Source organism: Hoeflea sp. TYP-13, assembly GCF_040932035.1.
Taxonomy (GTDB): Bacteria; Pseudomonadota; Alphaproteobacteria; order Rhizobiales; family Rhizobiaceae; genus Hoeflea_A.
The window spans coordinates 912,481-933,153 of the sequence record NZ_JBFRBB010000001.1; the positions used below are offsets into that span (position 1 = coordinate 912,481).

At 58.5% G+C, this 20,673-nt stretch carries 21 protein-coding genes; 15 read left to right on the forward strand and 6 right to left on the reverse strand.

Annotation, left to right across the window (positions count from 1 at the left end):
- Positions 1-3 precede the first annotated feature (3 nt).
- The gene (locus ABVT35_RS04230; protein WP_368465030.1) at positions 4-711 is read right to left on the reverse strand and encodes a type 1 glutamine amidotransferase; all 708 of its coding nucleotides are present in this window, start codon (positions 709-711) and stop codon (positions 4-6) included.
- 275 nt (positions 712-986) lie between these two features.
- Between ABVT35_RS04230 and ABVT35_RS04235 the strand changes: the two genes are divergently transcribed.
- The 3 genes from ABVT35_RS04235 (at position 987) to ABVT35_RS04245 (ending at position 3,299) form a co-directional block, all read left to right on the forward strand.
- Positions 987-1,472 (forward strand): flavodoxin family protein, encoded by a 486-nt coding sequence (locus ABVT35_RS04235; protein WP_368465031.1) that lies wholly within the window; start codon positions 987-989, stop codon positions 1,470-1,472.
- A 300-nt stretch (positions 1,473-1,772) separates the two neighbouring features.
- The gene (locus ABVT35_RS04240) at positions 1,773-2,117 is read left to right on the forward strand and encodes an ArsC family reductase (RefSeq protein ID WP_368465032.1); all 345 of its coding nucleotides are present in this window, start codon (positions 1,773-1,775) and stop codon (positions 2,115-2,117) included.
- 147 nt (positions 2,118-2,264) lie between these two features.
- Entirely contained in the window at positions 2,265-3,299 is a 1,035-nt protein-coding gene (locus ABVT35_RS04245; protein WP_368465033.1) for a LacI family DNA-binding transcriptional regulator, read from the forward strand.
- 200 nt (positions 3,300-3,499) lie between these two features.
- Here ABVT35_RS04245 and ABVT35_RS04250 read toward each other — a convergent pair whose 3' ends face one another.
- Positions 3,500-4,726 (reverse strand): PotD/PotF family extracellular solute-binding protein, encoded by a 1,227-nt coding sequence (locus tag ABVT35_RS04250; RefSeq protein ID WP_368465034.1) that lies wholly within the window; start codon positions 4,724-4,726, stop codon positions 3,500-3,502.
- Between the two features lie 78 nt (positions 4,727-4,804).
- Positions 4,805-5,812, reverse strand: coding sequence for a GntR family transcriptional regulator (locus ABVT35_RS04255; protein WP_368465035.1), 1,008 nt, complete (start codon positions 5,810-5,812; stop codon positions 4,805-4,807).
- Positions 5,813-6,008: 196 nt separating this feature from the next.
- Here ABVT35_RS04255 and ABVT35_RS04260 point away from each other — a divergent pair, with 196 nt between their 5' ends.
- The 11 genes from ABVT35_RS04260 (at position 6,009) to ABVT35_RS04310 (ending at position 16,567) form a co-directional block, all read left to right on the forward strand.
- A complete protein-coding gene (locus ABVT35_RS04260; RefSeq protein ID WP_368465036.1) occupies positions 6,009-7,115 on the forward strand; it encodes an ABC transporter ATP-binding protein in 1,107 nt (368 codons plus the stop codon).
- Positions 7,115-8,011, forward strand: coding sequence for an ABC transporter permease (locus tag ABVT35_RS04265; RefSeq protein WP_368465037.1), 897 nt, complete (start codon positions 7,115-7,117; stop codon positions 8,009-8,011). The genes ABVT35_RS04260 and ABVT35_RS04265 overlap by 1 nt, the downstream gene beginning before the upstream one ends.
- Before the next feature lie 10 nt (positions 8,012-8,021).
- Positions 8,022-8,879 carry an ABC transporter permease gene (locus tag ABVT35_RS04270; protein WP_368465038.1) on the forward strand — a complete coding sequence of 286 codons (858 nt, stop codon included), beginning with the start codon at positions 8,022-8,024 and terminating at the stop codon, positions 8,877-8,879.
- Positions 8,876-9,622 (forward strand): SDR family NAD(P)-dependent oxidoreductase, encoded by a 747-nt coding sequence (locus tag ABVT35_RS04275; RefSeq protein ID WP_368465039.1) that lies wholly within the window; start codon positions 8,876-8,878, stop codon positions 9,620-9,622. Before ABVT35_RS04270 ends, ABVT35_RS04275 begins: the two co-directional genes overlap by 4 nt.
- Positions 9,623-9,633: 11 nt before the next feature.
- Positions 9,634-10,392 (forward strand): SDR family NAD(P)-dependent oxidoreductase, encoded by a 759-nt coding sequence (locus ABVT35_RS04280; RefSeq protein WP_368465040.1) that lies wholly within the window; start codon positions 9,634-9,636, stop codon positions 10,390-10,392.
- Between the two features lie 121 nt (positions 10,393-10,513).
- Entirely contained in the window at positions 10,514-11,656 is a 1,143-nt protein-coding gene (locus tag ABVT35_RS04285; protein ID WP_368466269.1) for a PotD/PotF family extracellular solute-binding protein, read from the forward strand.
- A 65-nt stretch (positions 11,657-11,721) separates the two neighbouring features.
- On the forward strand, positions 11,722-12,828 hold the full coding sequence (locus ABVT35_RS04290; RefSeq protein WP_368465041.1) for an ABC transporter ATP-binding protein: 1,107 nt from the start codon (positions 11,722-11,724) through the stop codon (positions 12,826-12,828).
- Positions 12,829-12,893: 65 nt separating this feature from the next.
- On the forward strand, positions 12,894-13,775 hold the full coding sequence (locus ABVT35_RS04295) for a polysaccharide deacetylase (RefSeq protein ID WP_368465042.1): 882 nt from the start codon (positions 12,894-12,896) through the stop codon (positions 13,773-13,775).
- A gap of 20 nt (positions 13,776-13,795) precedes the next feature.
- On the forward strand, positions 13,796-14,119 hold the full coding sequence (locus ABVT35_RS04300; protein ID WP_368465043.1) for a hypothetical protein: 324 nt from the start codon (positions 13,796-13,798) through the stop codon (positions 14,117-14,119).
- Positions 14,116-15,171, forward strand: coding sequence for a GTP-binding protein (locus ABVT35_RS04305; protein WP_368465044.1), 1,056 nt, complete (start codon positions 14,116-14,118; stop codon positions 15,169-15,171). Before ABVT35_RS04300 ends, ABVT35_RS04305 begins: the two co-directional genes overlap by 4 nt.
- Positions 15,164-16,567: an amidase gene (locus ABVT35_RS04310; protein ID WP_368465045.1), complete on the forward strand. Its 1,404-nt coding sequence runs from the start codon at positions 15,164-15,166 to the stop codon at positions 16,565-16,567. Before ABVT35_RS04305 ends, ABVT35_RS04310 begins: the two co-directional genes overlap by 8 nt.
- 240 nt (positions 16,568-16,807) lie before the next feature.
- Here the strand turns inward: ABVT35_RS04310 and ABVT35_RS04315 are convergent, their stop codons facing one another.
- The 3 genes from ABVT35_RS04315 to ABVT35_RS04325 all read right to left on the reverse strand — a co-directional run bounded on the left by ABVT35_RS04315 (position 16,808) and on the right by ABVT35_RS04325 (position 19,619).
- Positions 16,808-17,650, reverse strand: coding sequence for an MBL fold metallo-hydrolase (locus ABVT35_RS04315; RefSeq protein ID WP_368465046.1), 843 nt, complete (start codon positions 17,648-17,650; stop codon positions 16,808-16,810).
- 81 nt (positions 17,651-17,731) lie between these two features.
- On the reverse strand, positions 17,732-18,604 hold the full coding sequence (locus tag ABVT35_RS04320; RefSeq protein WP_368465047.1) for an NHL repeat-containing protein: 873 nt from the start codon (positions 18,602-18,604) through the stop codon (positions 17,732-17,734).
- A gap of 193 nt (positions 18,605-18,797) precedes the next feature.
- Positions 18,798-19,619 carry a cysteine hydrolase gene (locus tag ABVT35_RS04325; protein WP_368465048.1) on the reverse strand — a complete coding sequence of 274 codons (822 nt, stop codon included), beginning with the start codon at positions 19,617-19,619 and terminating at the stop codon, positions 18,798-18,800.
- Between the two features lie 127 nt (positions 19,620-19,746).
- Between ABVT35_RS04325 and ABVT35_RS04330 the strand changes: the two genes are divergently transcribed.
- Positions 19,747-20,667: a helix-turn-helix domain-containing protein gene (locus tag ABVT35_RS04330; RefSeq protein ID WP_368465049.1), complete on the forward strand. Its 921-nt coding sequence runs from the start codon at positions 19,747-19,749 to the stop codon at positions 20,665-20,667.
- Positions 20,668-20,673 lie beyond the last annotated feature (6 nt).

Genomic DNA, 20,673 nt, shown 5'->3' on the forward strand with positions numbered 1-20,673 from the left:
GAATCAACGCGGCTGTTCGAAAAAGCGCACCATCCAGCCGGCGAATTTGTCGCCCTCGGCCTTACCGTTCATAGAGCTGCGGGCCCTTGCAATTGTCTCCGGAGGCACGAATTCGGCAACGACATCGACAAGGTCGTTCATGTAGTCCGGAGTGATCTCCGGATGGTGCTGGGTGGTGAAAATATGCTCGCCGATGCTGAAAGCACCGACCGGTGCGATGGCATTGCTGCCGAGCACAATGGCGCCCTGGGGCAGCTCCAGCACCTGCTCGCTGTGGGCGGAATAGAGCGCCAGTTCTTCATGTGCCGGATCCATCCAGTCCACATGGCGCGTGAATCGAGTCGAAGTGATGCCCAGGCCCCAGCCGCCCGGATTCTTTCCGACCCGCCCGCCAAGGGCAGCAGCAATCGCCTGATGGCCGAAACAGGCACCAATCGTCGGCTTTCTTTTGACATCGAGCTCCCGGATGAAGTCTTTCAGATTTGCAATCCATGCATCCGGATCATTCACAGAAGAGGGGCTGCCGGTGATGACGTACCCGTCATAGTCGTCGACCGATTGCGGAAAGATATTGTCCTTGATCGAAATGGTTTCGTAGTACCAGCCTGGTCGGTGTTGCGACAGGAGCCTATGGAATTTCTGCCCGTCGTCGGGATGGTTCTGCGACAGGATCGTGTCGTCCGTGTCGGCAAGCAGTTTGGCGATGCGCATGAAAATCTACCCGGCCTGTTCCAGTACTATTCGTGTTGTCTTTCTTTGCCTTGTGTTTTGGCTTTCACATTCTAGTGTCCTGAATCTGAAGTTCGTCACATTATGCAGCGCACTCTGAACGAACTTCAGGTTCAAAAAGGACACTAGCAAGATGATGATTCTAGTGTGGTTTACGGATTTGAAGTTCCTCCAGGCGTTAGCTGCGACAATGATAGGAACTTCAAATCCACCACACTAGTGTCTATCTGCTGAAACAGGCATTGGAATAGCGTGAGATGGCGGAACTGCTCATTATTTATCATTCGAAGACGGGCGGCACCAGGCAGATGGCCGAAGCCGCGGCTACTGCGGCGCGCGATGAAACACCGACTGTTCTTATGAAAGCGGAGCAGGCCGGGCCCGGCGATCTTTTGCATGCCGACGGCTACATATTCTGTGCGCCGGAGAACCTTGCTGCCATTGCCGGTGTAATGAAGGATTTTTACGACCGGTGCTATTACCCGGTCCTCGGACGCATTGAAGGGCGACCGTACGCCCAGATAGTCTGTGCGGGCTCGGACGGTGAGAACGCGGCGCGTCAGACGGCGCGCATCGCCCGCGGTTGGCGGCTGAAGGAGGTGCAGGCGCCACTGATTGTCTGCACTCATGCCCAGACACCCGAGGAAATTCTCGCGGAAAAAACGATCCCGGAGGACCAGCTTGCCAGGTGTCGCGACCTCGGTAAGGCCTTCGCGGCGGGCCTGAGCATAGGCGTTTTCTGATCACAGTATAATAGCGGTTCATTCGGCGGTGCAGTATTTTGCCGCCGAAACCAACGACGAAATAGCCGAAAGCTGCGGCCGTTCGCTTCAAATGGATTGTGAGCGTTGTGTAACAATGCAAATGTTGTATGGACTGGGCGATTCTAATCTCTGGCGCAGATGTTTTGTGCCTCTGGTGAAATACACCGCAGGGTTCGGCTCGCCGCGCTGGTGAAAACTATTGCCTTTGCGGAATGTATCAATCTAAGCGTAACGGTCTGGACCTGTCAGGATCACCGTGCCGCGGGGAGGTGGCTTTCGATGAAGCTCTTTGGAATACGCAATTGCGACACGATGAAGAAGGCGAGGCGATGGCTGGAAGACAATAACATCGCCTATGAATTCCATGACTACAAGAAAGATGGCGTTGATGTTGAACGCCTCAAGGCGCAGATCGACCGGGCGGGATTGGAAAACCTCGTCAATAAAAGAGGAACGACCTGGCGAAAACTGCCCGAGGAAGACAAGGCCAAACTGGTTGACGGAGACTCTGCCATAAACCTGCTTCGGGAAAATGCATCCATGATCAAACGTCCGGTCCTTGAGGTTGGCGATGATGTGCTCGTCGGTTTCAACGAGGAGATATGGAGTGAACGGCTTACCTGATGTAAGACGGCGCGTTGCCACGTCGCCGGGGCCTGTCAGGATCCGCGCGACGTGGTAGAACCTTCAAGCTGCAAGTCGCGAAAGCAGAATTTGTACTTTGCGGCTTTGAAAGTTTCGGCCAGGCAAAACAGGCGTTTGCTCTGAGTGATGACCAAAATAGAACCAGGCAAAAACAACCCGACGGTCCAGGACGTGGCCCGTGCCGCCAATGTCTCGACGGCAACGGTCAGCCGTGCTCTGTCCGCGCCTGATCGTGTATCGGAAAAGGCACGGGCACGCGTCGCGGAGGCCATTAAACAGACCGGCTATGTTATCAACCATGCGGCGCGCAATCTGCGGCGCCGGCAGACGGGCACCATCGTTGCGCTTGTTCCGGACATTGGCAATTCGCATTTTTCAAACATCCTCAACGGCATCGAAAGCGTATGCGCGGAAAATGATCTGAACGTGCTGATTGCCGATACGCGAAAATCCTCCATGTCACGCACAAGGCTGCAGACCTATTTCAGTCACAACAATTTTGATGGGATCGTGATCCTTGATGGCGAAATTTCGGTTGAGGAAATGCGCGGTTCGAATCTTAACCTGCCGCCAGTGGTTACCGCGGGCGAATGGTGTTCCGATCCAACGGTACCGGTCGCCCTTGTGGACAATCTGAAGGGTGCGGAATTGGCCGTCACACATTTGATCGAACAGGGTCACCGGTCAATCGGCCACATCTCTGGCCTGCTGACACACCAGCCCGGCAGGGACAGGCTTGAGGCGTTTCGCACAACGTTGTCCCAGTCTGGCATCGATCCTACTGGTGCCTGGGTCTGTCAGGGGGATTACTCGCTCGCGGCTGGCAAAAATGCCGCTCTTGCCTGGCTTGATATGAGCAGCAGGCCGACAGCCGTGTTTTGCGCAAGTGACCGCAGCGCGTTTGGATTTATCTCAACCCTGCACCAGGCCGGAGTTGTGGTTCCGCGTGACGTATCCGTTGTCGGGTTCGATGACATTGACGTGGCACAGCATTATATCCCGGCGCTGACCACGGTCCATCAACCGCGCAGAGCCGTCGGGTCGTCCGCCGCACGTCATCTGCTCGCGTTAATGAGTGGCCATATGCCGGAAAATCGGCTTTTGCGGCTTGATCCATGGCTTGTGGTGCGTGAGAGCACCGCTCCACCCGGCTCCGGTTGATGCAAAACTGGATGGTGTGCCGCCAGTGTCCAGTTGCTTATAATGGCGAAGCCCAGGCAGGGATTCCGCGCATAACGTCCGCGGCTATTGTTCATCAGCGTGACAGTATTTTTGAATCGGTTTCTCAAGTCATTGAATCAGGACTTGCGCCGCGGCCGGCAAACACCGGATTTTGTTGAAACAATCGAAGGACGACGGCTCTACGGGGAAATCGCGTGCTCCCAGCGCCTGACGAGATAATTGTGCTCTTCCATGACCGCATCCCAAACAACGATCCGGTCGATGCGGTCCTTGTAAGGGCCGCCGCCGCGGCTTTCGCCGACCTCGTAAACAATCTGTCCCTCAGAATCGGGAATTGGGCTTGCGGCCGGTTTGCCCTCGTACCAGAAGTCCCACTCGGCCGGTGTCAGATGTTCGCGAACCGCCTCCGGGTTGGACATGTAGGAGCCTTGGCGGGCCATGACCGCGCCGGCGTATCCGTCAAGCCACCAATTCAGATAGTCGTAGGCAGCGTCCAGTTCGCGGCTTTTGAGATGGGCCGACAAAGCCATTCCGCCGAACCAGCCGCGATATCCCTCAACCGGTGCGACCATTGTTACCGGGACACCCAGTCGCCTGAGCTTGACGGCACCCGACCACCACAGGCTGCCGATCAGGTTCGCTCCGCCCCGCATGGCCGCAATCGCTTCCGCCTCGTCCGCCCAGATCTGGCGAAAGTGCCCGCGAGAACAGTATCCTGCCAATCTGTCCGTCACCGCTTCGATCTCCTCGAGAGACAGATTTCCCATATCCGCAACGTGCAGATCATTGCGGGCCTGCAACGCCAGCAGCATGTCCAGGCAGCCGATGGCGGCATCGCGCTGCAGGATGACCTTGCCCGACCACTCCGGATCAAGCAGACTTCCCCAGCTGTTGATTTCATTTGCATGATCGCCGACCACTGCGAAGCTGTCGGCGTTGTGCACGGTCGGGACCATGCTGATGCGGTCCGACTGAGAAGCGCCAAGGGATCCGTCAAGCTGAACGTAAAGGCGTCTGCTGGGATCGCCTCCCGAGGTGGGGGTCGCCGACGGGGAGAGTTTTCCGGTTTTTGGCAGATCGTTGATCTGGTCCCAGCGGTCGATCCTGTCGATGTCAATTCCGCGAATGGAGCCGGTCGGCCAGATAAGGTCAAGATCGTGGAACCACTGGTCGTAGACATCGAAACTGTGCGGGGCCATGGCACCGCGCCGCTGCGCTTCTGTTCCGTCGAGAGTGATGAAGTCCAGTGACAAGCCGAGATCACGCTCTGCCGCATGCTTCAGCGGCTCGATCTGGGTGACGGACGTTCCCAGCACACGCAGGGTCGGTTTGCCGGCATTGACGGCCGGCGTTGCCAGTTCCGCATCCGCAGCTGCGACATCATCCGTTGGCTGGCCACTATCCATCGACAAATCAATCCTTGGGGAAAATCGACTGTTGTTCTAGTTCATCCCGTATTGGCAGTCCACCGGATGGTTATCCGGCTACGGCACGCGCTTGACAAGGTATCTCGGAAACTCCGGTTCCGGAAACACGGACAGCGTCATGAGCCTTTGCCGGGTGCGGCGCGCGGCCAGATGCAGATGCTCTTCGAGTGCCTGGGCCGCCATCTGATAGGCGCCGCGCATGATGAATTCCAGAACGATCGCGTGTTCGCGCAGAGAGTTGTTGAATGGACCCGTGCCGATGAACGACGCGAATACGCGGTTCACGACAAGTGCCAGCTGGCTTTGATGAACCATGCGCATCAGGTGCCCGTTGCTCGAGCCGGCGAGCAGCCTGACATGCATGTCGGTTTCCAGTTCTTCCAGCTTGTCGCTCGAAAGGTCGCTCCCCTGGTCGAGGCCGCTTTGGAGCCTGCTCCACATAGCCTTGATTTCGGTGGCGGGAAGGCGCGGCGCGCTTTCCTCGAGCGCCAGCGGTTCAAGTTTGCTGCGTACCGCGAAATACTGAGCAACCTCGCGGGCGGTCAGCGGGCCGATGATCCAGTGCGAACGGCGGTTCTTGTCGATCAGTCCGCGATCCTGCAGCCGGGAGAGCAGTTCACGCACGACGGTGCGGCTGACATGATAGTGGTCGGCCATCGCCTGCTCGTTAACGCCGAACCGGCCAAACGGCAGGGCGTGAACCAGGACGGTTTCAAAATCCCGCGCAATACGCTGGGATGTGACGGGCGCCGGATCGGCGGAATCCTCTTCCGAAAGGCCGAGCATCGCATGGGTAAGCGCGGTGCGCACCGGATCGCCCGGACCGTCTCCCTTGACGACAAATCCCCGCCCTTCGAAGCGCAGCAGGAGGCCGCGGTCGCACAAACGGTTCAAGGCAACGCGCACCGGCGTACGGCTGGTGCCGCAGAGTTTCGATATGGGCCCCTCCATCAGCACAGTCTTTGCGGGCAGGGTTCCGCTTTCGATGGCGCTGGCGACCAAGGTTTCGATAACCGCGTATCGCGGTGCGGACTGATCAATTGAGGAGGTTTTGTTGTTGCTCATGTTGCCCTGTTTCTTTAAATGAACATTGTGTACTTGATACAATAAATACGAAAAATTATCCAGCAAAATATGCCGAAAAGATCGGAAAATCGAAAGAATTTACACTTTTTTGAAATCAATAATTGACTTTTGAACACAAAAAGCATTATTGAGTCGTTCCCATGGATTTGGTTCTTCGAATTGAATGGGGGCGCAGATGATGGAACTGCAGGGGCTGACGAAGTCATATGATGGCGTTCCGGCCATCGCCGATTTCAGCCTCGACATCCGGGATGATGAATACGTAACGCTCCTCGGGCCGTCCGGTTCGGGTAAGTCCACGCTCCTGCGTTTGATCGCCGGGCTCGAGCGTCCGGATGCCGGCTCGATCATTCTCGACGGCACGAACCTGACGGGAACGCCTACCCATCTGCGGGGGCTCGGTTTCGTTCAGCAAAAGTTCGGCCTCTTCCCGCATATGTCGGTGCGCGAGAACATTGCCTTCGGTCTGCGCTATCGGCAGATCGATCCGGTTACCGACCGCAATGAGCTCGATGCACGTGTTGAAGACATGCTCGAACTGGTCGGTCTGGATGGCTTCGGCGATCGTATGGTTGGCGAGATTTCAGGGGGGCAGCGGCAGCGCGTCTCGCTGGCGCGGACGCTTATTTGCGAACCCAGAATATGTCTCCTCGATGAGCCGCTGGGCGCACTTGACGCCAATCTGCGTGAGCGCATGACAATCGAATTGCAACGCATCCGTTCGACCCTTGGCGTCACCTTCATGCATGTCACCGGAAACGAGGCGGAAGCGCTTGCCATGGGTGATCGCATGATTGTCCTGAATGAGGGACGGGCTATACAGATCGACACGCCCGACACGATCTTCAACCACCCCGGATGCGTGCAGGCGGCAAGGTTTCTCAACACCTACAACATCCTGCCCGGCGGCATGGAAAACGGCCACTTCCTCAGCGCCGGCACACGCCTGGCCGCTCCGCGCGGCATTGGCGACGCAGCCCACTATGTCATTCGCCATGACCATATCGACATACGCGCCGGGGGCACCGAGCCTCGCGAGGGTTTCGCCCACATGGAAGTGGAATTCATCGCCAGTGAGTTTCTTGGCGCACGCGTGATTTACTTCTTCCGGCGTCCCGACGGCGGCGTCATCGAAGCCGAACGCCATCTCAGCGTTGTGCGACCCAAAGACATCAGGCGAGGCGAAACGCGTGTGCTGCATTGGCCGGTCGATGATGTCCTGTTCTACGACCGCGACGGCGACCTTCTCGAAACCCAATCGTCAGTTCTGGAGGCCGTGTGATGAGCGTATTGTCTGCCGAGGCGGTTGGTGAAGCCCACCGCGAGAGTTTCTGGCGCCGACATCTGCATGTCTTTCTGCTTGCGCCCGGCGTTGCCTGGATGGTGCTGTTTCTGATCGTTCCGCTGATCATGATGGTCTATGTCAGCTTCTGGACACAGACGACCTTCGCAATCAATTCGACGCTGACGACAAAGTCCTGGTCCACATTCTTTGCTTCCGAAACTTACTACGGCGCGCTTGTCCGCACTTTGAGGCTCTGGCTCACGGTGCTTGCGCTGACCTTCATAGCGGGTTACCCGACGGCGCTCTTCATCGGGCAGTTCGTGCGCAACAAGACCTTTCAGACGGTCCTGCTCGTAACCTGCGTCATACCTTTCTGGACGTCTTTTCTGATCCGGGTTCTGGCATGGCGGCCGATGCTCGGCAAAGAGGGCGCTATCAACATCGTGCTTGAGAAACTCGGGCTGATATCGGGGCCGATCGAAGTGCTGTTGTTCACAGAGCTCTCGGTCATCATCGGCATGGTGCAGATCTATGTCGTGTTCATGGTCGGGCCGATTGCATTCATGCTTGCGCGCATTGACGACAGTCTTCTCGAGGCAGCTCGTGATCTCGGCGCATCACCGATGACGATCTTCCGTAAAATCATCTTCCCGCTCAGCCTGCCGGGCGTTGTGGTTGGCGCGATCTTCGTGTCCGTCATGGTGCTTGGTGAGTTTGCAACCGCCTCGGCGCTGTCGGGCCGCAAGGTCAATCTTCTCGGCAACATCATCGTTACCCAGGTCGGGTCACTGAAATGGGCCTTCGCCGCCGTTGTCGGGGTCGTGCTGACCGCCGTCATGGCGGTGGTGATCACGGGCCTGTTGCGGCTCGTCAATCTGCAAAAGGAATTGTGAGGAGCTGGCCATGCATCATCTTGTCGGACTTCGCTGGCTTCTCGGGCTCTACACGGTCCTGTTCATAGCCTTTCTCTACGGGCCCTTCGTCGTCATGGGCATTCTCAGCTTCCAGCAGGGGCCGGAGGGCGGACCGCAATTTCCAATCCGCGAATGGTCGACCTTCTGGTACGAGCACGTTCTGGGGTTTGCGCCGCCGTCCCGCATTGCGCCGCTGCCGATTGCCGAAGCGCTCACCCGATCGGTCTCCCTCGCATTCGCGACTATGGTGGTTTCCACCGTGCTCGGCACACTCACCGCACAGGCCTTTCGCACGAAGTTCAAGGGCTCCGGCGCCGTCTTCTATCTCGTGGTGCTCGGCATGATGGTGCCCGGCGTTCTGCTCGGCCTTGGCATGGCGCTCGTCGCCGATCAGTTCGGTATTGACCGGACCTGGTGGGGCACGGCCTTCGTGCTGCACGTCGTCTACACCTATCCCTTTGCCTTTCTGGTCATGCTGGCGATCTTCAACCGCTTTGACCGCTCGGTGGAGGAGGCGGCCTGGGCGCTCGGCGTTCCGCCCGGCCGCACATTCCGCAAAGTCACCTTTCCGATGATCTTCCCCGGCGTCCTTTCCGCCATGCTGTTTGCGCTGACGCTGAGCTACGACGAATTTCCCAGGACCCTTTTTACCAGCGGTTCCGACGTCACCATGCCGATTGCGATCTACGGCACCTTTGCCGTGGAGATCCATCCCAACCTCTTTGCATTCGGCATTTTGACGACGCTGTTCTCCTTCGCGGTCCTCACCGTTTACGGGATCCTCATGGGCATTTCGACACGCCGGGCGCGTGCGCGGTTTGCGGATCTGCAGGAGGAGATCGCATGAGCGCCCTGTCGATGCACAACGCGATCGTGACGGGCGCCGGCGCCGGTATCGGCCGGGCAATTGCTCAGCGGCTGGCAGCCGAGGGTGCACGGGTGGTCGTCAACGATCTGGCGCGGCACGCAGCCGATGAAACAGCGTCACTGATCAGGTCGGCCGGCGGTGCGGCGATGGTCAGCAATGGGGACATCTCAACGCCCGAGGGCATTGAGGACGCATTCCGGCAGTGCGAAGAAAACTGGGGCTACTGCAGCCTGTTGGTCAACAATGCCGGCATCGTGCAACAAACCCGTTTCAGCGAAATGGATTTGGACGACTGGGACCGCATGATCGCGGTGCATCTGCGCGGCTGTTTTCTCGGATGCCGGCGCGCCATCGGATCGATGCTGGAACGCGGCAGTGGCGTCATCGTCAACATTGCCTCGCAACTCGGCCAGATCGGTGGTGTCGAGCTTGTCCATTATTCAGCGGCAAAGGCCGGGATCATCGGATTGACCAAGGCGCTCGCCCGTGAAGTCAGCGCGCGAGGCGTGCGGGTCAATGCGGTTGCGCCAGGCCCGGTCAACACCGAGCTCGTCATGGCGCTTTCGCAGGAATGGCGTGAGGCCAAGGCGGCGGATCTGCCGCTCGGGCGGTTCGGTGAACCGCAGGATGTTGCCGCAACAGTGGCATTTCTCGCGTCAAAAGACGCCAGGACCTATGTCGGCCAGACACTCGGACCGAACAGCGGCGACGTGATGTTGTGAGGAGCCAGGAAATGACATCCCAGACAGTTTTGATAACAGGCGCCGGCATCGGCATCGGCAAGGCCACGGCATTGGCTTTCGGACGCGTCGGGTACCGGGTCATCGTCACCGACATATTGAAAGATGAAGGCAGGGCGGTTGCCGAAACACTCTTAGGCGAGGGCGCTTCAGCCGAGTTTCTAAGCCTGGATGTCTCATCGACCAAGCAGTGCGACGCGGTGGTCCGCGACATCGAAGACCGTTTCGGCGCACTGGATTGCATCGTCAACAATGCCGGCATTGCCCACAAGGTACCGCTCGACGAATTGAGCGACGACAAGTGGGATCACACGCTGGATGTGGATCTGAAGGGCATGATGCGTCTGGCGCGCGCCGCCGCACCCAAGATGAAGGCGAGGGGTTCCGGTTCGATCATCTGCCTGTCCTCGATCATGGGCGTTGCCTATGGCTGGGACAGCCACGTCCATTATTCGGCCGCCAAGTCCGGCGTGGTCGGACTGGTTCGCGGTCTTGCCGTTGAACTTGCAACGAGCGGCATCAGGGTCAACGGCGTTGCGCCCGGTTACATCCGCACCGCCCAGGCCCTTTCCGAGGAACATTCGCTCGGACCTGCGGGCCTTGAGGCAGCAGCGTCTTTCATACCGATGGGCCGGGTCGGCGAGCCTGAAGACATCGCCGACGTCATCGTCTTTCTGGCGTCCGATGCGGCGCGCTACCTCACCGGGCAAGTCATCACGGTCGACGGAGGACTTCTGGTCGGCCGCTACTGAATAACAACAAGAAAAACGCACGTTTGAAACCAACTGATTAGGGACGAACACCATGAGAAACTTCACTATGAACCGCCGCCAGTTCCTGGCAACAACCGGGGCCGCCGGGTCAGCCGCCCTTATGCATCCGGGCATGTCATGGGCGGGTGGCAATCTGAATGGGCTGCAGCTCAGAACGGTTGGCCTGTCGGTCACCGTTCAGGAACGCATTCTGAATGACTTCAAATCCAATTCCGGCGTCAGCGCGGTCTCCGGCAAAGCCGATATTTTTCCGAATACCCAGACGGAGCTGTTGTCGGGCTCCAATGCCTATGATTGCTGGGAAACGATCGGCGAGCGGCTTCCGGCCATGACAGAGACCAACACCATCAAGCCGATTGCCACCTCGGATCTTTCGAACTGGGGCAACATCCGCTCGACATTCATCGATACGGATCCCCGGATTGGAGCCGACGCACAGATCTCGGGACAGATCTGGGCCGATGAGGGCAAGACCCAGCTTTGGATGGTTCCCACCGTCTATAATTTCGACTCCATCGGCTATCGGCCGGACCTCGTGAGCGCCGAGGAAGCCAATACCTGGACGGCATTGTTCGATCCGAAATTCAAGGGCAAGACGGGCCTGAACGTCGATCCGCTGATTGCCTTTGGACAGGCTATTCTTGCCATGAATTCGCTTGGCCTGCTGGAGGTCCAAAATCCCGGCAACCCGAATGCCGAGGAAATCGACGAAGCCGCGAAATTCCTGATTTCCAAGAAGAAGGACGGTCAGTTCAGGGCCCTTTGGGGCGATTTCGGCGAACTTGTCAATCTGCTCGCATCCGGTGAGATGATACTCGCGGATGCCTGGCAGCCGGCGGTCATGGCGGTCAAGGCGCAGGGAATCGAGTGCTCCTATGCGGTTCCCAAGGAAGGCTATCGCGGCTGGTCGATCGGTATTTCACTCATTGGCAACTCCCCGAATGCCGATGCCGTGAAAGCCTATGCCGATTACTGGCTGTCAGGACCGCCGGCAATCATCGTCTCCGAGCAGGGTTACTACTCGCCGACAACGAACATCAAGGACGTCATGTCACCGGAAAAATACGGCTTCTGGTACGAGGGCAAGCCATGGGTCGGCCCCGGCGAAAGAGGCATCAAGGAAGGCGATGTGCGCGATGGCGGCTCGCTCGATCAGCGTGCCAGCCACGTATCCTACTGGCATCAGTGGCCCGCCGAATATGACCACCTCATCATGCGCTGGGACGAGTTCCTGAGCGCCTGACCGGCAGCAGCGGGAGGGGCCCACCGGCCCCTCCCATCAGGCCCCAATCGAAGAAGATATCGACCATGAAGCAATACGATCTGGAACTGCTCAACATCGGCAAAGTGTATCCGGGAGGCAACTCGGCGGTGGAGGCTTTCGATCTGCAGGTCGAGCCGGGAGAATTCATTTCATTTGTCGGCCCGTCGGGCTGCGGCAAGACCACAACGCTTCGAATGATTGCGGGACTTGAGGACATCACATCCGGAAAGCTGCTGATCCGCGGCCGTGACTACACGAGCGTATCGGCAGAAAGGCGCCCGACCTCGACGATCTTCCAGAACTACGCGATTTTTCCGCACATGACCGTTCGCCAGAACATCGGCTTCGGACTTGATGTGCGCAAGGTCGAGGCGGGTGACAAAAAGCGCCGCGTAGACGCGATTATCGACAAGCTGCAGCTCGGCGATGTTGCCGGTGCAAAAGAAGGCTCGCTGTCAGGTGGACAGAAACAGAGGCTGGCGCTCGCCCGCGGATTGGTAACCGAACCCGATATCCTGCTTTTGGACGAACCGCTAGGCGCATTGGACGCGAACCTTCGAAAATCCATTCAGGAAGAGCTGAAACTGCTGCAGCGGTCGCTGAACATAACATTTGTGTTCGTCACCCACGCCCAGTCGGAAGCCCTGTCGATGGGCGACCGGGTTGTGGTCATGAACGACGGCCGGGTCGAACAGATATCAGCGCCCTATGAGCTTTATACCCGTCCGAAGTCACCCTTTGTCGCCCGGTTTATCGGCCGCAACAACCTGTTTGAAGGAACCTTGAAAGAAATCCGCAAGGATCGGGTGGTTGTGAATACGGTGTTCGGCACGCTGCGGGGCACACCGGGATTCGATGTCGAACGGGCACGGTCGGGAAGCGAGGCGATTGTCGTCGTACCATCCGAATATATCGAAATTGACGGCGCAGGCACCAAGGCGGCGGATCCTGATTTCGACAGTGTCGATGGTGTGGTCCGATCCGTCGATCAGGTCGGCCAGCTTGTCTATCCGACAATCGTCATCGATGGCGGCCGTGAGCTGCGCCTCGAAACCTATGCCGAAAAGGTCGCCGGCCGCGGGATCGAACCGGGCGGCAGGGTGACTTTGCGGTGGAAGCCGGTGCGGGCAACAGTCGTGTTTGATCAGTAGCCGGCAAATCAATTTGTATATCAAGCAAGGGCCTTTTTCAGGTCCGCAACCTGGAGGAAGTCAAAATGGCTAAGGAAATTTTTTGTGCCTTTGGTGTCGATGTGGATGCTGTCGGCGGCTGGCTCGGTTCATACGGGGGTGAAGACAGCCCCTGCGATATTTCGCGGGGACTGTTCTCCGGCGAAGTCGGCTCGATGCGCCTTTTGAAACTGTTTGATCGCTGGGGCATCAAGACGACCTGGTTCATCCCGGGACACTCCATCGAAACCTTTCCCGAGCAGATGCGTGCAGTGGTCGAGGCAGGCCATGAGATCGGCATGCATGGCTACAGCCATGAAAATCCGATTGCCATGACGCCCGAACAGGAAGAAGCGGTGATGGATAAATCCATTCACCTCATCGAAAAGCTCTGCGGCCGCCGCCCGACCGGTTACGTCGCACCCTGGTGGGAGTTTTCACCGGTCTCCAACGAATTGCTGCTCAAGAAAGGCATCAAATACGACCACTCGCTCATGCACCGGGATTTCGAGCCTTACTATGTGCGGGTCGGAGACAGCTGGACCAAGATCGACTATTCCAAGCATCCGGAAGAATGGATGAAACCGCTGGTGCGCGGTCATGAGACCGATCTCGTGGAAATCCCGGCCTCCTGGTATCTGGACGACCTGCCGCCGATGATGTTTATGAAGGCGGCGCCCAACAGCCACGGTTTCGTCAATCCACGGCATCTGGAAGAAATGTGGCGCGACCAGTTCGATTGGGTCTACCGCGAAATGGACTACGGCGTCGTCACCTTCACGCTCCATCCGGATGTATCGGGCAAGCCGCAGGTCCTTTTGATGCTCGAGCGTCTCTACAACCACATCATCAGCCATCCGGGCGTCAAGTTCACCACATTCGACGCGATCGCCGATGACTTCACCCGGCGCTCACCGCGCGCGGCGTAACCGATCGGGAGCTTGAAAACATGTGCGGTCTTTGCGGATTGCTGGGCATCGTCCACTGGACGGAAATATCGGCCCACCGGCAGGCCTTTACCGGAATGGCCGCTCCGACAGTGCGCTCGGAGCGGATCGCACGGACCAAACTCATCAATGCGGTGCTGGAACCCCGGCGCATCAAGGTCGGTGATTTTCAGGCGGCGAGCTATGTCGTCTCTTCGCCGACCGGGCGGCGGGAAATCGTCGATGATCTTCAGGCCGTCTGGACGGCGATAGAGCGTCTTTCCGGCACACCGGTCGATCCGCTGGACGAGGGCTATCTTCAAGACCTTGCGCAGGTGCGTCGATGATCCCGGTCAATGTCATCACGGGATTTCTCGGTTCGGGAAAAACCACGCTGCTTAAGGAAATTCTGCGGCATCCGGATTTCTCCGATGCGGCCGTGATCGTCAACGAGTTCGGCGAAGTCGGCCTCGACCACATCCTGCTTGAGCAAGTGGAAGAAGGGGTTCTTCTGCTCGAAAACGGCTGTGTCTGCTGTACGATCCGGTCCGATCTCCAGCAGACGATCCGCGCGCTGCAGGACAATGTGGCGGCGGGACAGATCGAACCGTTTCGGCGGGTATTCATCGAGACGACCGGATTGGCGGACCCTTCGCCGATCGTCTCGACGTTGCTTGCCGAACCTGTCATACGCAATCATTTCCGTGTTGGGAACATCCTGTGCACGGTCGATGCCGTTACCGGCTTGCGCGCGCTTGAACAACAGCCCGAGGCGGTCAAGCAGATTGCCGTTGCCGACCGGATCCTGATCACCAAATCCGATTTGGCGGATGAGCCTGCAACGGATCTGCTTGAAAACGAGGTTAGGCGGCTGAACCCGTTCGCACCGACACGCCGGACGATCGGCTCCGGCTTCGAGGCCTCCAGCCTTTTTGCCCGCGATGTCGGCACGGAAGAAGGGCGGGCAAGGGAGGTTGCAGACTGGTTTGAAAATACCAGCCATTCGCACGGCCATCAGCATGACCACAGCAACCAATCCGGTTCGGCACGGGCCTTTACGATCGAGTTTGCAAACCGGATCGACTGGGCCGCCTTCGGTATCTGGCTGACCGCGCTGCTGCACGCCCATGGGGAAAGGATCTTGCGGGTTAAGGGCATTTTGAATGTTCACGAAAGCCAAACGCCGGTCGTTATCCACGGCGTGCAGCACATGGTTCACCCGCCGCTTCATCTGGTGCGATGGCCGGATGAGAGCCGCAAATCGCGTTTGGTGTTCATTACGCGCGGCATTGAAGAAGCCAGAATACGTGCATCCTTGAAAGCCTTCCTTGCGTTGGCGGAACGAATGAAGGGCGGTACCGAAATACCGGCCGTCGATGGAGTTGAGTATCATGGTTGATCTGGAAGAACTGTCTTCCCGTTCCGCGGCCGCCGTCGGGCGTGCGCTTGCGGCAGGCGAGGCGAGCCCTGTCGCCTTGGCAGAACACCTTTTGAAAAAGGCTGAAGCCGGCAGATCCGGCAACATTTTTATTGCGCTCACCCACGAACGCGCCATGGCCGAGGCGAGGGCGGCTGAAAAGCGGCTTGCATCAGGCCAGCCCCTGTCACCGATGGACGGTGTTCCCATTGCCTGGAAAGATCTGGTGGACCTTGCCGGGCAGCGCACAACTGCTGCCTCGAATATCTATCGGGGAAGCGAACCGGCGCGGATCGATGCGCCAGTCGCTTCAAATGCGACGGCCGCCGGTATGGTGACATTAGGCAAGGTGAATCTTACAGAATTTGCTTATTCCGGTCTCGGACTCAACCCGCATTTCGGAACGCCGCACAATCCTCACAGCAACGGTGTGCCGCGTGTTCCGGGCGGGTCTTCGTCCGGTTCGGCGGTGGCGGTGGCGGCCGGTTATGTTCCCTGCGCCATTGGTACGGATACGGGCGGTTCAATTCGCATACCGGCTTCGTTCAACGGTATTGTCGGCTACAAGCCGAGTGAGAGGCGCATTAGCAAGGAAGGGGTTTTCCCGCTGTCGCGTACACTGGATACGGTTGGCCCGCTGGCCCGTTCCGTGGAGGACTGCGTGCTGTTGGATGCCGTCCTGCGCGGTGCGGTAACAACTGGGGTGCGGCGCAGATCCATCTCCGGCCTGAAGATTTGCGTTCCCGAAGCCGTAGTGCTGGACGATCTCGAACCGGCGGTCGAAGCCAATTTCCGTGACAGTATCAATCAGCTCGAGGCGGCCGGTGCGCGCATCATTCGAGGCCCTTCGGAAATCTTCAGAAAAACCGCGCAGCTTGCGCAGGACCACGGTACGATCACGGCGGCCGATGCCTATGCGGAGCACCGCCATCTGGTTGACGGATCGTCCGTTCGGAAAATCGACGCGCGGGTCGTCTCCCGCATTATGGGCGGCAAGGCGATGTCGGCTGCGGACGTCATAACGCTCAGCCGTGAAAGGGAAGCGCTCGCAAAGGAGCTGGCACAGTTCGTTGATGACGGTTTGATCGCAATGCCGACAACGGCCATCACTGCGCCTGAGGTCAAACCGCTGGAAGCTGACGAAGAGCTGTTCCACAAGACCAACCTGAAAGTGTTGCGCAACACATCGCTCGGAAATTTTCTCAATATGCCGGGGCTCGCCCTGCCCAACGGAACGGATACCGAAGGTCTGCCGACAAGCCTGTTGATTTGCGGCACCAGTGGAACCGATGAGCGACTGCTCAGCTTTGGCCTGGAGATTGAACGCACATTGGGCAACCGTGAAGGTTTCAACAGCGCTCCCGCACGCAACCGGTGATGAGCCGGAAGCGGTCTCCCGCATTGCGCATCGGCCGTGCCGCATGATTCAGTTTGTGAACAACGTCATTCGCAGTCTTCATCATGTTTCGTAAGCCGGTGAAATGATTCATGCAATCAGCATCGCTGTTTGCCTGTGTGGGGCGAGCTGAGTTACCGGGCGTTGGCAGAAGAAACCGGCATGAAGCGGGCCGGGCGTCACGGCATCTGGCTGCGTATGACAGGCTCAGGCCCGCAAATCTTAGTTCACCTGTCCGCTTTCGGTCAGGAACCGGGCCATGCCGCGAATATTCGGCTCGCGCCATGTGTCGTATTGCCCCCAGTCGCTGAAATCATCGAGCATGATGGTCGATACCAGTTCGTCGACGCTTTTTCCGGCCTTGAGACCGGTCAGCACCTGGGCACGCAGCATTTCCATATAGATCCGCGCATCGATCGCGTCGGCTTTAACCCCGACATTGCCATGGGCCGGTGCGAATATTTCGAAGTCGAGGGTTTCAATCTTGCGCACCTGGTCGATCCAGCCGTCGATGTTGGAATTCGGCATGTCCCGGAAGGGCAGCCGTTTGGGCGATGCCGCATCGGTGATGAACGCGACATTCTCCGGCCGCACCACAACGGCGATCAGGTCCTTTCCGTGGCCTTCGCCGAGCCAGGTAAGCTCAATCGTCTTGCCGCCGATATTCAGCGTGTGAATGTCGTCGAACCGCTTCGTCGGTGCAACACCGTCGATGGCGTCAGGCGCATTGGCATGGGCTATCACCTCAATGCCATCTGCAAACACCTGTCCGCCAGAGGCGTGATCGAGGTGGCTATGGCTATAGATCAGATGGGTCACTGGTTTGTCCGTAATGGTATTGAGGTTGTCTTTCAGCCATTGCGAAGCGTCCGTATTAATCGTGTCGACCAGGACGACACCCTCGTCAGTCACCACCAAAAGACCGAAGTGAAAATTATTCTGGAACCGGTAGACGTCACCTGCCACATTTGTGATGCCTCGCTTGGCGTCCTGGGCGCCGGCGACTGTCATTGCAAACGCCGCTGCTGCTGCAATAGCCAACAGTCTCAAAAGGATCTTTGTCATGGAGTATCTCCTTTTTCCGGGTTCGGTAATTGCTCTATTTCTTTCATCGCAGCCGTGGCGAATGGACCGCGGCGATGCGGCTTAGTTGACGACAATCGTGTACCGGACGATGCGGTTGTTGTCGGAATCGGCGATGTAGTAGTTGTTGCCGTCAATCGCGACACCTTCCGGATCATCGAACAGATTTGGGCCCTTGCCCGGCAGGCCGCTGCCCAGAACGCCGAGAAGGCTGCCGCCGTTGGGCCCGTCCGGATCAATCAACAGCACCCGGTGCGCATCCTGATCGGCCACTACCAGCCGTCCGAACGGATCCACATCGAGGTAGCGCGGCCCGGCAAATCCGAACTTCGGATCGTCCAGTGTCTGCAGGAGGGTCAGGTCGGGCGCGAATTTGACCAGCCGGCGACTGAAATTATCGGCCACCCACAAATTGCCGTCCCGGTCCTCAGCAACGTCATGCGCACCAAAAAGGCCCTGGACCGCGGCTACAGCCGTGCCGTCCTTGTAGGCGACGAGTGTGCCTGTGCCGCTTGCCATTGCGTAGATCGTGCCGTTCGTGTGGATCACCGCCCCTTCGGTGCGCGGCGCGGCGAGAATGGCGGATGGCTTCGGATCACTTCCCTCGAGACGGTCAAAGACCATGACGGCACCAAGGCCCGTGACGGCAACGGCAGCACGACCGTCAGATCCGAAAGACACATCATGGACACCCGGCAACCGGCCCGCGGCAATCACCTCGACCAGTTCCAGGGAATCGGCGTCGAGCACGGCGATCCGTGAGCCGAATTTGTCCGCGACATAAAGCCGTCCGTCGGGTCCGATAGCCAGATCATGCGGATCGTTCAAAACGGATGGACCGGCGAGGTCAAAGGACGCAAATGGTCTTGGACCATCATCGGCCAGTGCGATGGAGCCTGTGGCGGCGGCGAACATCAGTGACAAAAACCAACGCATCGGCAAATCCTCCAGACAGCAAAGCCTAGCATCGGTACGGGGCAACGCCAGCGTCGCGGCGGTAACATTTTCGCGACACGCTGCACTCGGGCCACGCGGTACGGGATCCACCACAGCCTATTGTCAGCAGCAATTTGTCCGGGGAATGCGCTTAAAAGGCGTGCGCACCGCAATGGGTGCGCACGCCTGCAAGTCAGCCTGCCTCGTCGATTTTCTGCACCACCTCATCGGTGGTCCACACCGCATTGGCCATGTAGCGGAAATTGGTAAGCGCGGCGAGATAACCGTCGCCTTCAGGCAGCATCGCGGCAGCCGTCGCGTCCTTGATGACAGCAATTTCAAATCCCTGCTCGAGCAATTCGCGCATATGCGATTCCGTGCACAGATTGGCGGACATGCCGGCGAGGATTATCTGATCGACCCCGTTCTTGCGCAGTTGCAGGGCAAGGTCGTTCGACTCGTTGCCGTAAAGCTTGTGCGGCGATGTAACGATGGTCTTTCCGTCATTGATATATTGCTTGTACTGAGGCATCCAGTCGGCGCCCGAGTTCTCGAACCCTTCTGTCGTCAAAGCACCTTTTCGGTCAAACATGCCGATCTTGTGCATGAGTTTTTCCAGAGCGCCCTCGAACCGCCACCCCTTGTCGGTCGGGTAGTAATAGTGAGGCGAGACCGCAACGGTCAGGTCGCTGGCTTTAGCAGCCTTGAACAGCCGTTCGATGTTTTCAACGGTGTTATTGCGCTCGACGCTCGCGCCGACGACGGCCCAGGTCACACCGTCGGGGCTGAGGAAGTCGATTTGCGGATCGGTCACCACAAGCGCGGCGCGGCTGAGGTCGAGCTCCATGTCGCTGGGCGGCAGGGCCGGCTTTGCCGGATCGGCATAGGGGTCGTCCTCGGCGCTGGCATTTTTCGCGGCCAGCGTGGTTGCGGACGCCGCAGCAGCCGCCACCGCGATGCCGCTTTTCAGCGCCTGGCGCCGGTTGATGGTTTTATGGTTGTGATGTTCGCACATGGTCATTCTCCCTGCTGGCTTGTGTGATGCCTCAAGGATGCACCCAAAAATGTGCCTTTTTGTCCGAAATATGTCCTTTTAGGCATAGGAATGTATTATTCAGTCCAGCCGCTGCTATGATCATGCCATGAAGTTTGAACATGTTTTCAACGAGATGGAGATTGAAGCCGATCCGTTTGCGCTGTGCGAATTGAACGGCAGATGCGATCTGGGGCTCGGGCGTTTATCTGGGGCAACGCTGCACTACATTCTTTCAGGGCACGGGGAAATCATACTGCACGACCGGCCGTCCATCGGGGTGGAGCAGGGATCACTTGTGCTGATACCGGCGCTTCACTCCCACACTTTGCGAAACTTCGGTGAACCGGGCCAACCCATCCCGAAATGCCGTCCGGCTGAACTCAGCCTTGCACAGCATTTACAAGGTGATCCATCGTCGCGCCCGGGCACCAAATTGCTGGCGATCTGCAGCCGCGTGAATGTCGGCCTGCGCGGTGTCGACGGTCTGGTGGAACTGGTGCGCGAGCCACTCGTTGAAAGTGTCGGAACAGACAGCGCGATGACAGGCCCGATTGAGCAACTTCTGCAGGAATTATCCAGACCGGCACTCGGCAGCCGGGCGATGATCAGGGTGCTGCTGCTTGAATGCATGATCCGGCTTTTGCGCAAGCGGCTTCTGGCACGCGACCCGGCACTGGACTGGATGGCGGTTCTCGTCGACGGGAGGCTCTGGAGCGCACTGCGTCTGATGCTCGACAAGCCTGGGGATCCGCACAGTGTTGAAAGTCTGGCGAGCGCTGCCGGCATGAGCCGCTCGTCATTTGCCGAGCGTTTTTCTGCCGCCTACGGCAGTGGTCCCATGAGACTTCTGCGGGACCTGCGTATGAAGCGCGCGGGCTCGCTGCTCGAGCAAACCGAACTGCCGGTGAAACGCATTGCCGAGCAGGTCGGATTTCAAAGCCGCAGTGCGTTCACGCGAACATTCGAGAATGTGACCGGGAAAACACCGCGTGGCTTCCGCGCTGAAGCCCGGCGAAATGCGGAGTGAGGAAGG

Excerpts from the sequence above, each read along its gene's own strand:
- ABVT35_RS04290 (WP_368465041.1), top strand. The coding sequence starts at position 11,722 with ATGAAGCAATACGATCTGGAACTGCTCAACATCGGCAAAGTGTATCCG.
- ABVT35_RS04270 (WP_368465038.1), top strand. The coding sequence starts at position 8,022 with ATGCATCATCTTGTCGGACTTCGCTGGCTTCTCGGGCTCTACACGGTC.
- ABVT35_RS04265 (WP_368465037.1), top strand. The coding sequence starts at position 7,115 with ATGAGCGTATTGTCTGCCGAGGCGGTTGGTGAAGCCCACCGCGAGAGT.
- ABVT35_RS04230 (WP_368465030.1), bottom strand. The coding sequence starts at position 711 with ATGCGCATCGCCAAACTGCTTGCCGACACGGACGACACGATCCTGTCG.
- ABVT35_RS04320 (WP_368465047.1), bottom strand. The coding sequence starts at position 18,604 with ATGCGTTGGTTTTTGTCACTGATGTTCGCCGCCGCCACAGGCTCCATC.
- ABVT35_RS04295 (WP_368465042.1), top strand. The coding sequence starts at position 12,894 with ATGGCTAAGGAAATTTTTTGTGCCTTTGGTGTCGATGTGGATGCTGTC.
- ABVT35_RS04305 (WP_368465044.1), top strand. The coding sequence starts at position 14,116 with ATGATCCCGGTCAATGTCATCACGGGATTTCTCGGTTCGGGAAAAACC.
- ABVT35_RS04240 (WP_368465032.1), top strand. The coding sequence starts at position 1,773 with ATGAAGCTCTTTGGAATACGCAATTGCGACACGATGAAGAAGGCGAGG.
- ABVT35_RS04255 (WP_368465035.1), bottom strand. The coding sequence starts at position 5,812 with ATGAGCAACAACAAAACCTCCTCAATTGATCAGTCCGCACCGCGATAC.
- ABVT35_RS04245 (WP_368465033.1), top strand. The coding sequence starts at position 2,265 with ATGACCAAAATAGAACCAGGCAAAAACAACCCGACGGTCCAGGACGTG.
- ABVT35_RS04300 (WP_368465043.1), top strand. The coding sequence starts at position 13,796 with ATGTGCGGTCTTTGCGGATTGCTGGGCATCGTCCACTGGACGGAAATA.
- ABVT35_RS04285 (WP_368466269.1), top strand. The coding sequence starts at position 10,514 with ATGCATCCGGGCATGTCATGGGCGGGTGGCAATCTGAATGGGCTGCAG.
- ABVT35_RS04275 (WP_368465039.1), top strand. The coding sequence starts at position 8,876 with ATGAGCGCCCTGTCGATGCACAACGCGATCGTGACGGGCGCCGGCGCC.
- ABVT35_RS04280 (WP_368465040.1), top strand. The coding sequence starts at position 9,634 with ATGACATCCCAGACAGTTTTGATAACAGGCGCCGGCATCGGCATCGGC.
- ABVT35_RS04250 (WP_368465034.1), bottom strand. The coding sequence starts at position 4,726 with ATGGATAGTGGCCAGCCAACGGATGATGTCGCAGCTGCGGATGCGGAA.
- ABVT35_RS04330 (WP_368465049.1), top strand. The coding sequence starts at position 19,747 with ATGAAGTTTGAACATGTTTTCAACGAGATGGAGATTGAAGCCGATCCG.
- ABVT35_RS04260 (WP_368465036.1), top strand. The coding sequence starts at position 6,009 with ATGATGGAACTGCAGGGGCTGACGAAGTCATATGATGGCGTTCCGGCC.
- ABVT35_RS04325 (WP_368465048.1), bottom strand. The coding sequence starts at position 19,619 with ATGTGCGAACATCACAACCATAAAACCATCAACCGGCGCCAGGCGCTG.
- ABVT35_RS04235 (WP_368465031.1), top strand. The coding sequence starts at position 987 with ATGGCGGAACTGCTCATTATTTATCATTCGAAGACGGGCGGCACCAGG.
- ABVT35_RS04310 (WP_368465045.1), top strand. The coding sequence starts at position 15,164 with ATGGTTGATCTGGAAGAACTGTCTTCCCGTTCCGCGGCCGCCGTCGGG.
- ABVT35_RS04315 (WP_368465046.1), bottom strand. The coding sequence starts at position 17,650 with ATGACAAAGATCCTTTTGAGACTGTTGGCTATTGCAGCAGCAGCGGCG.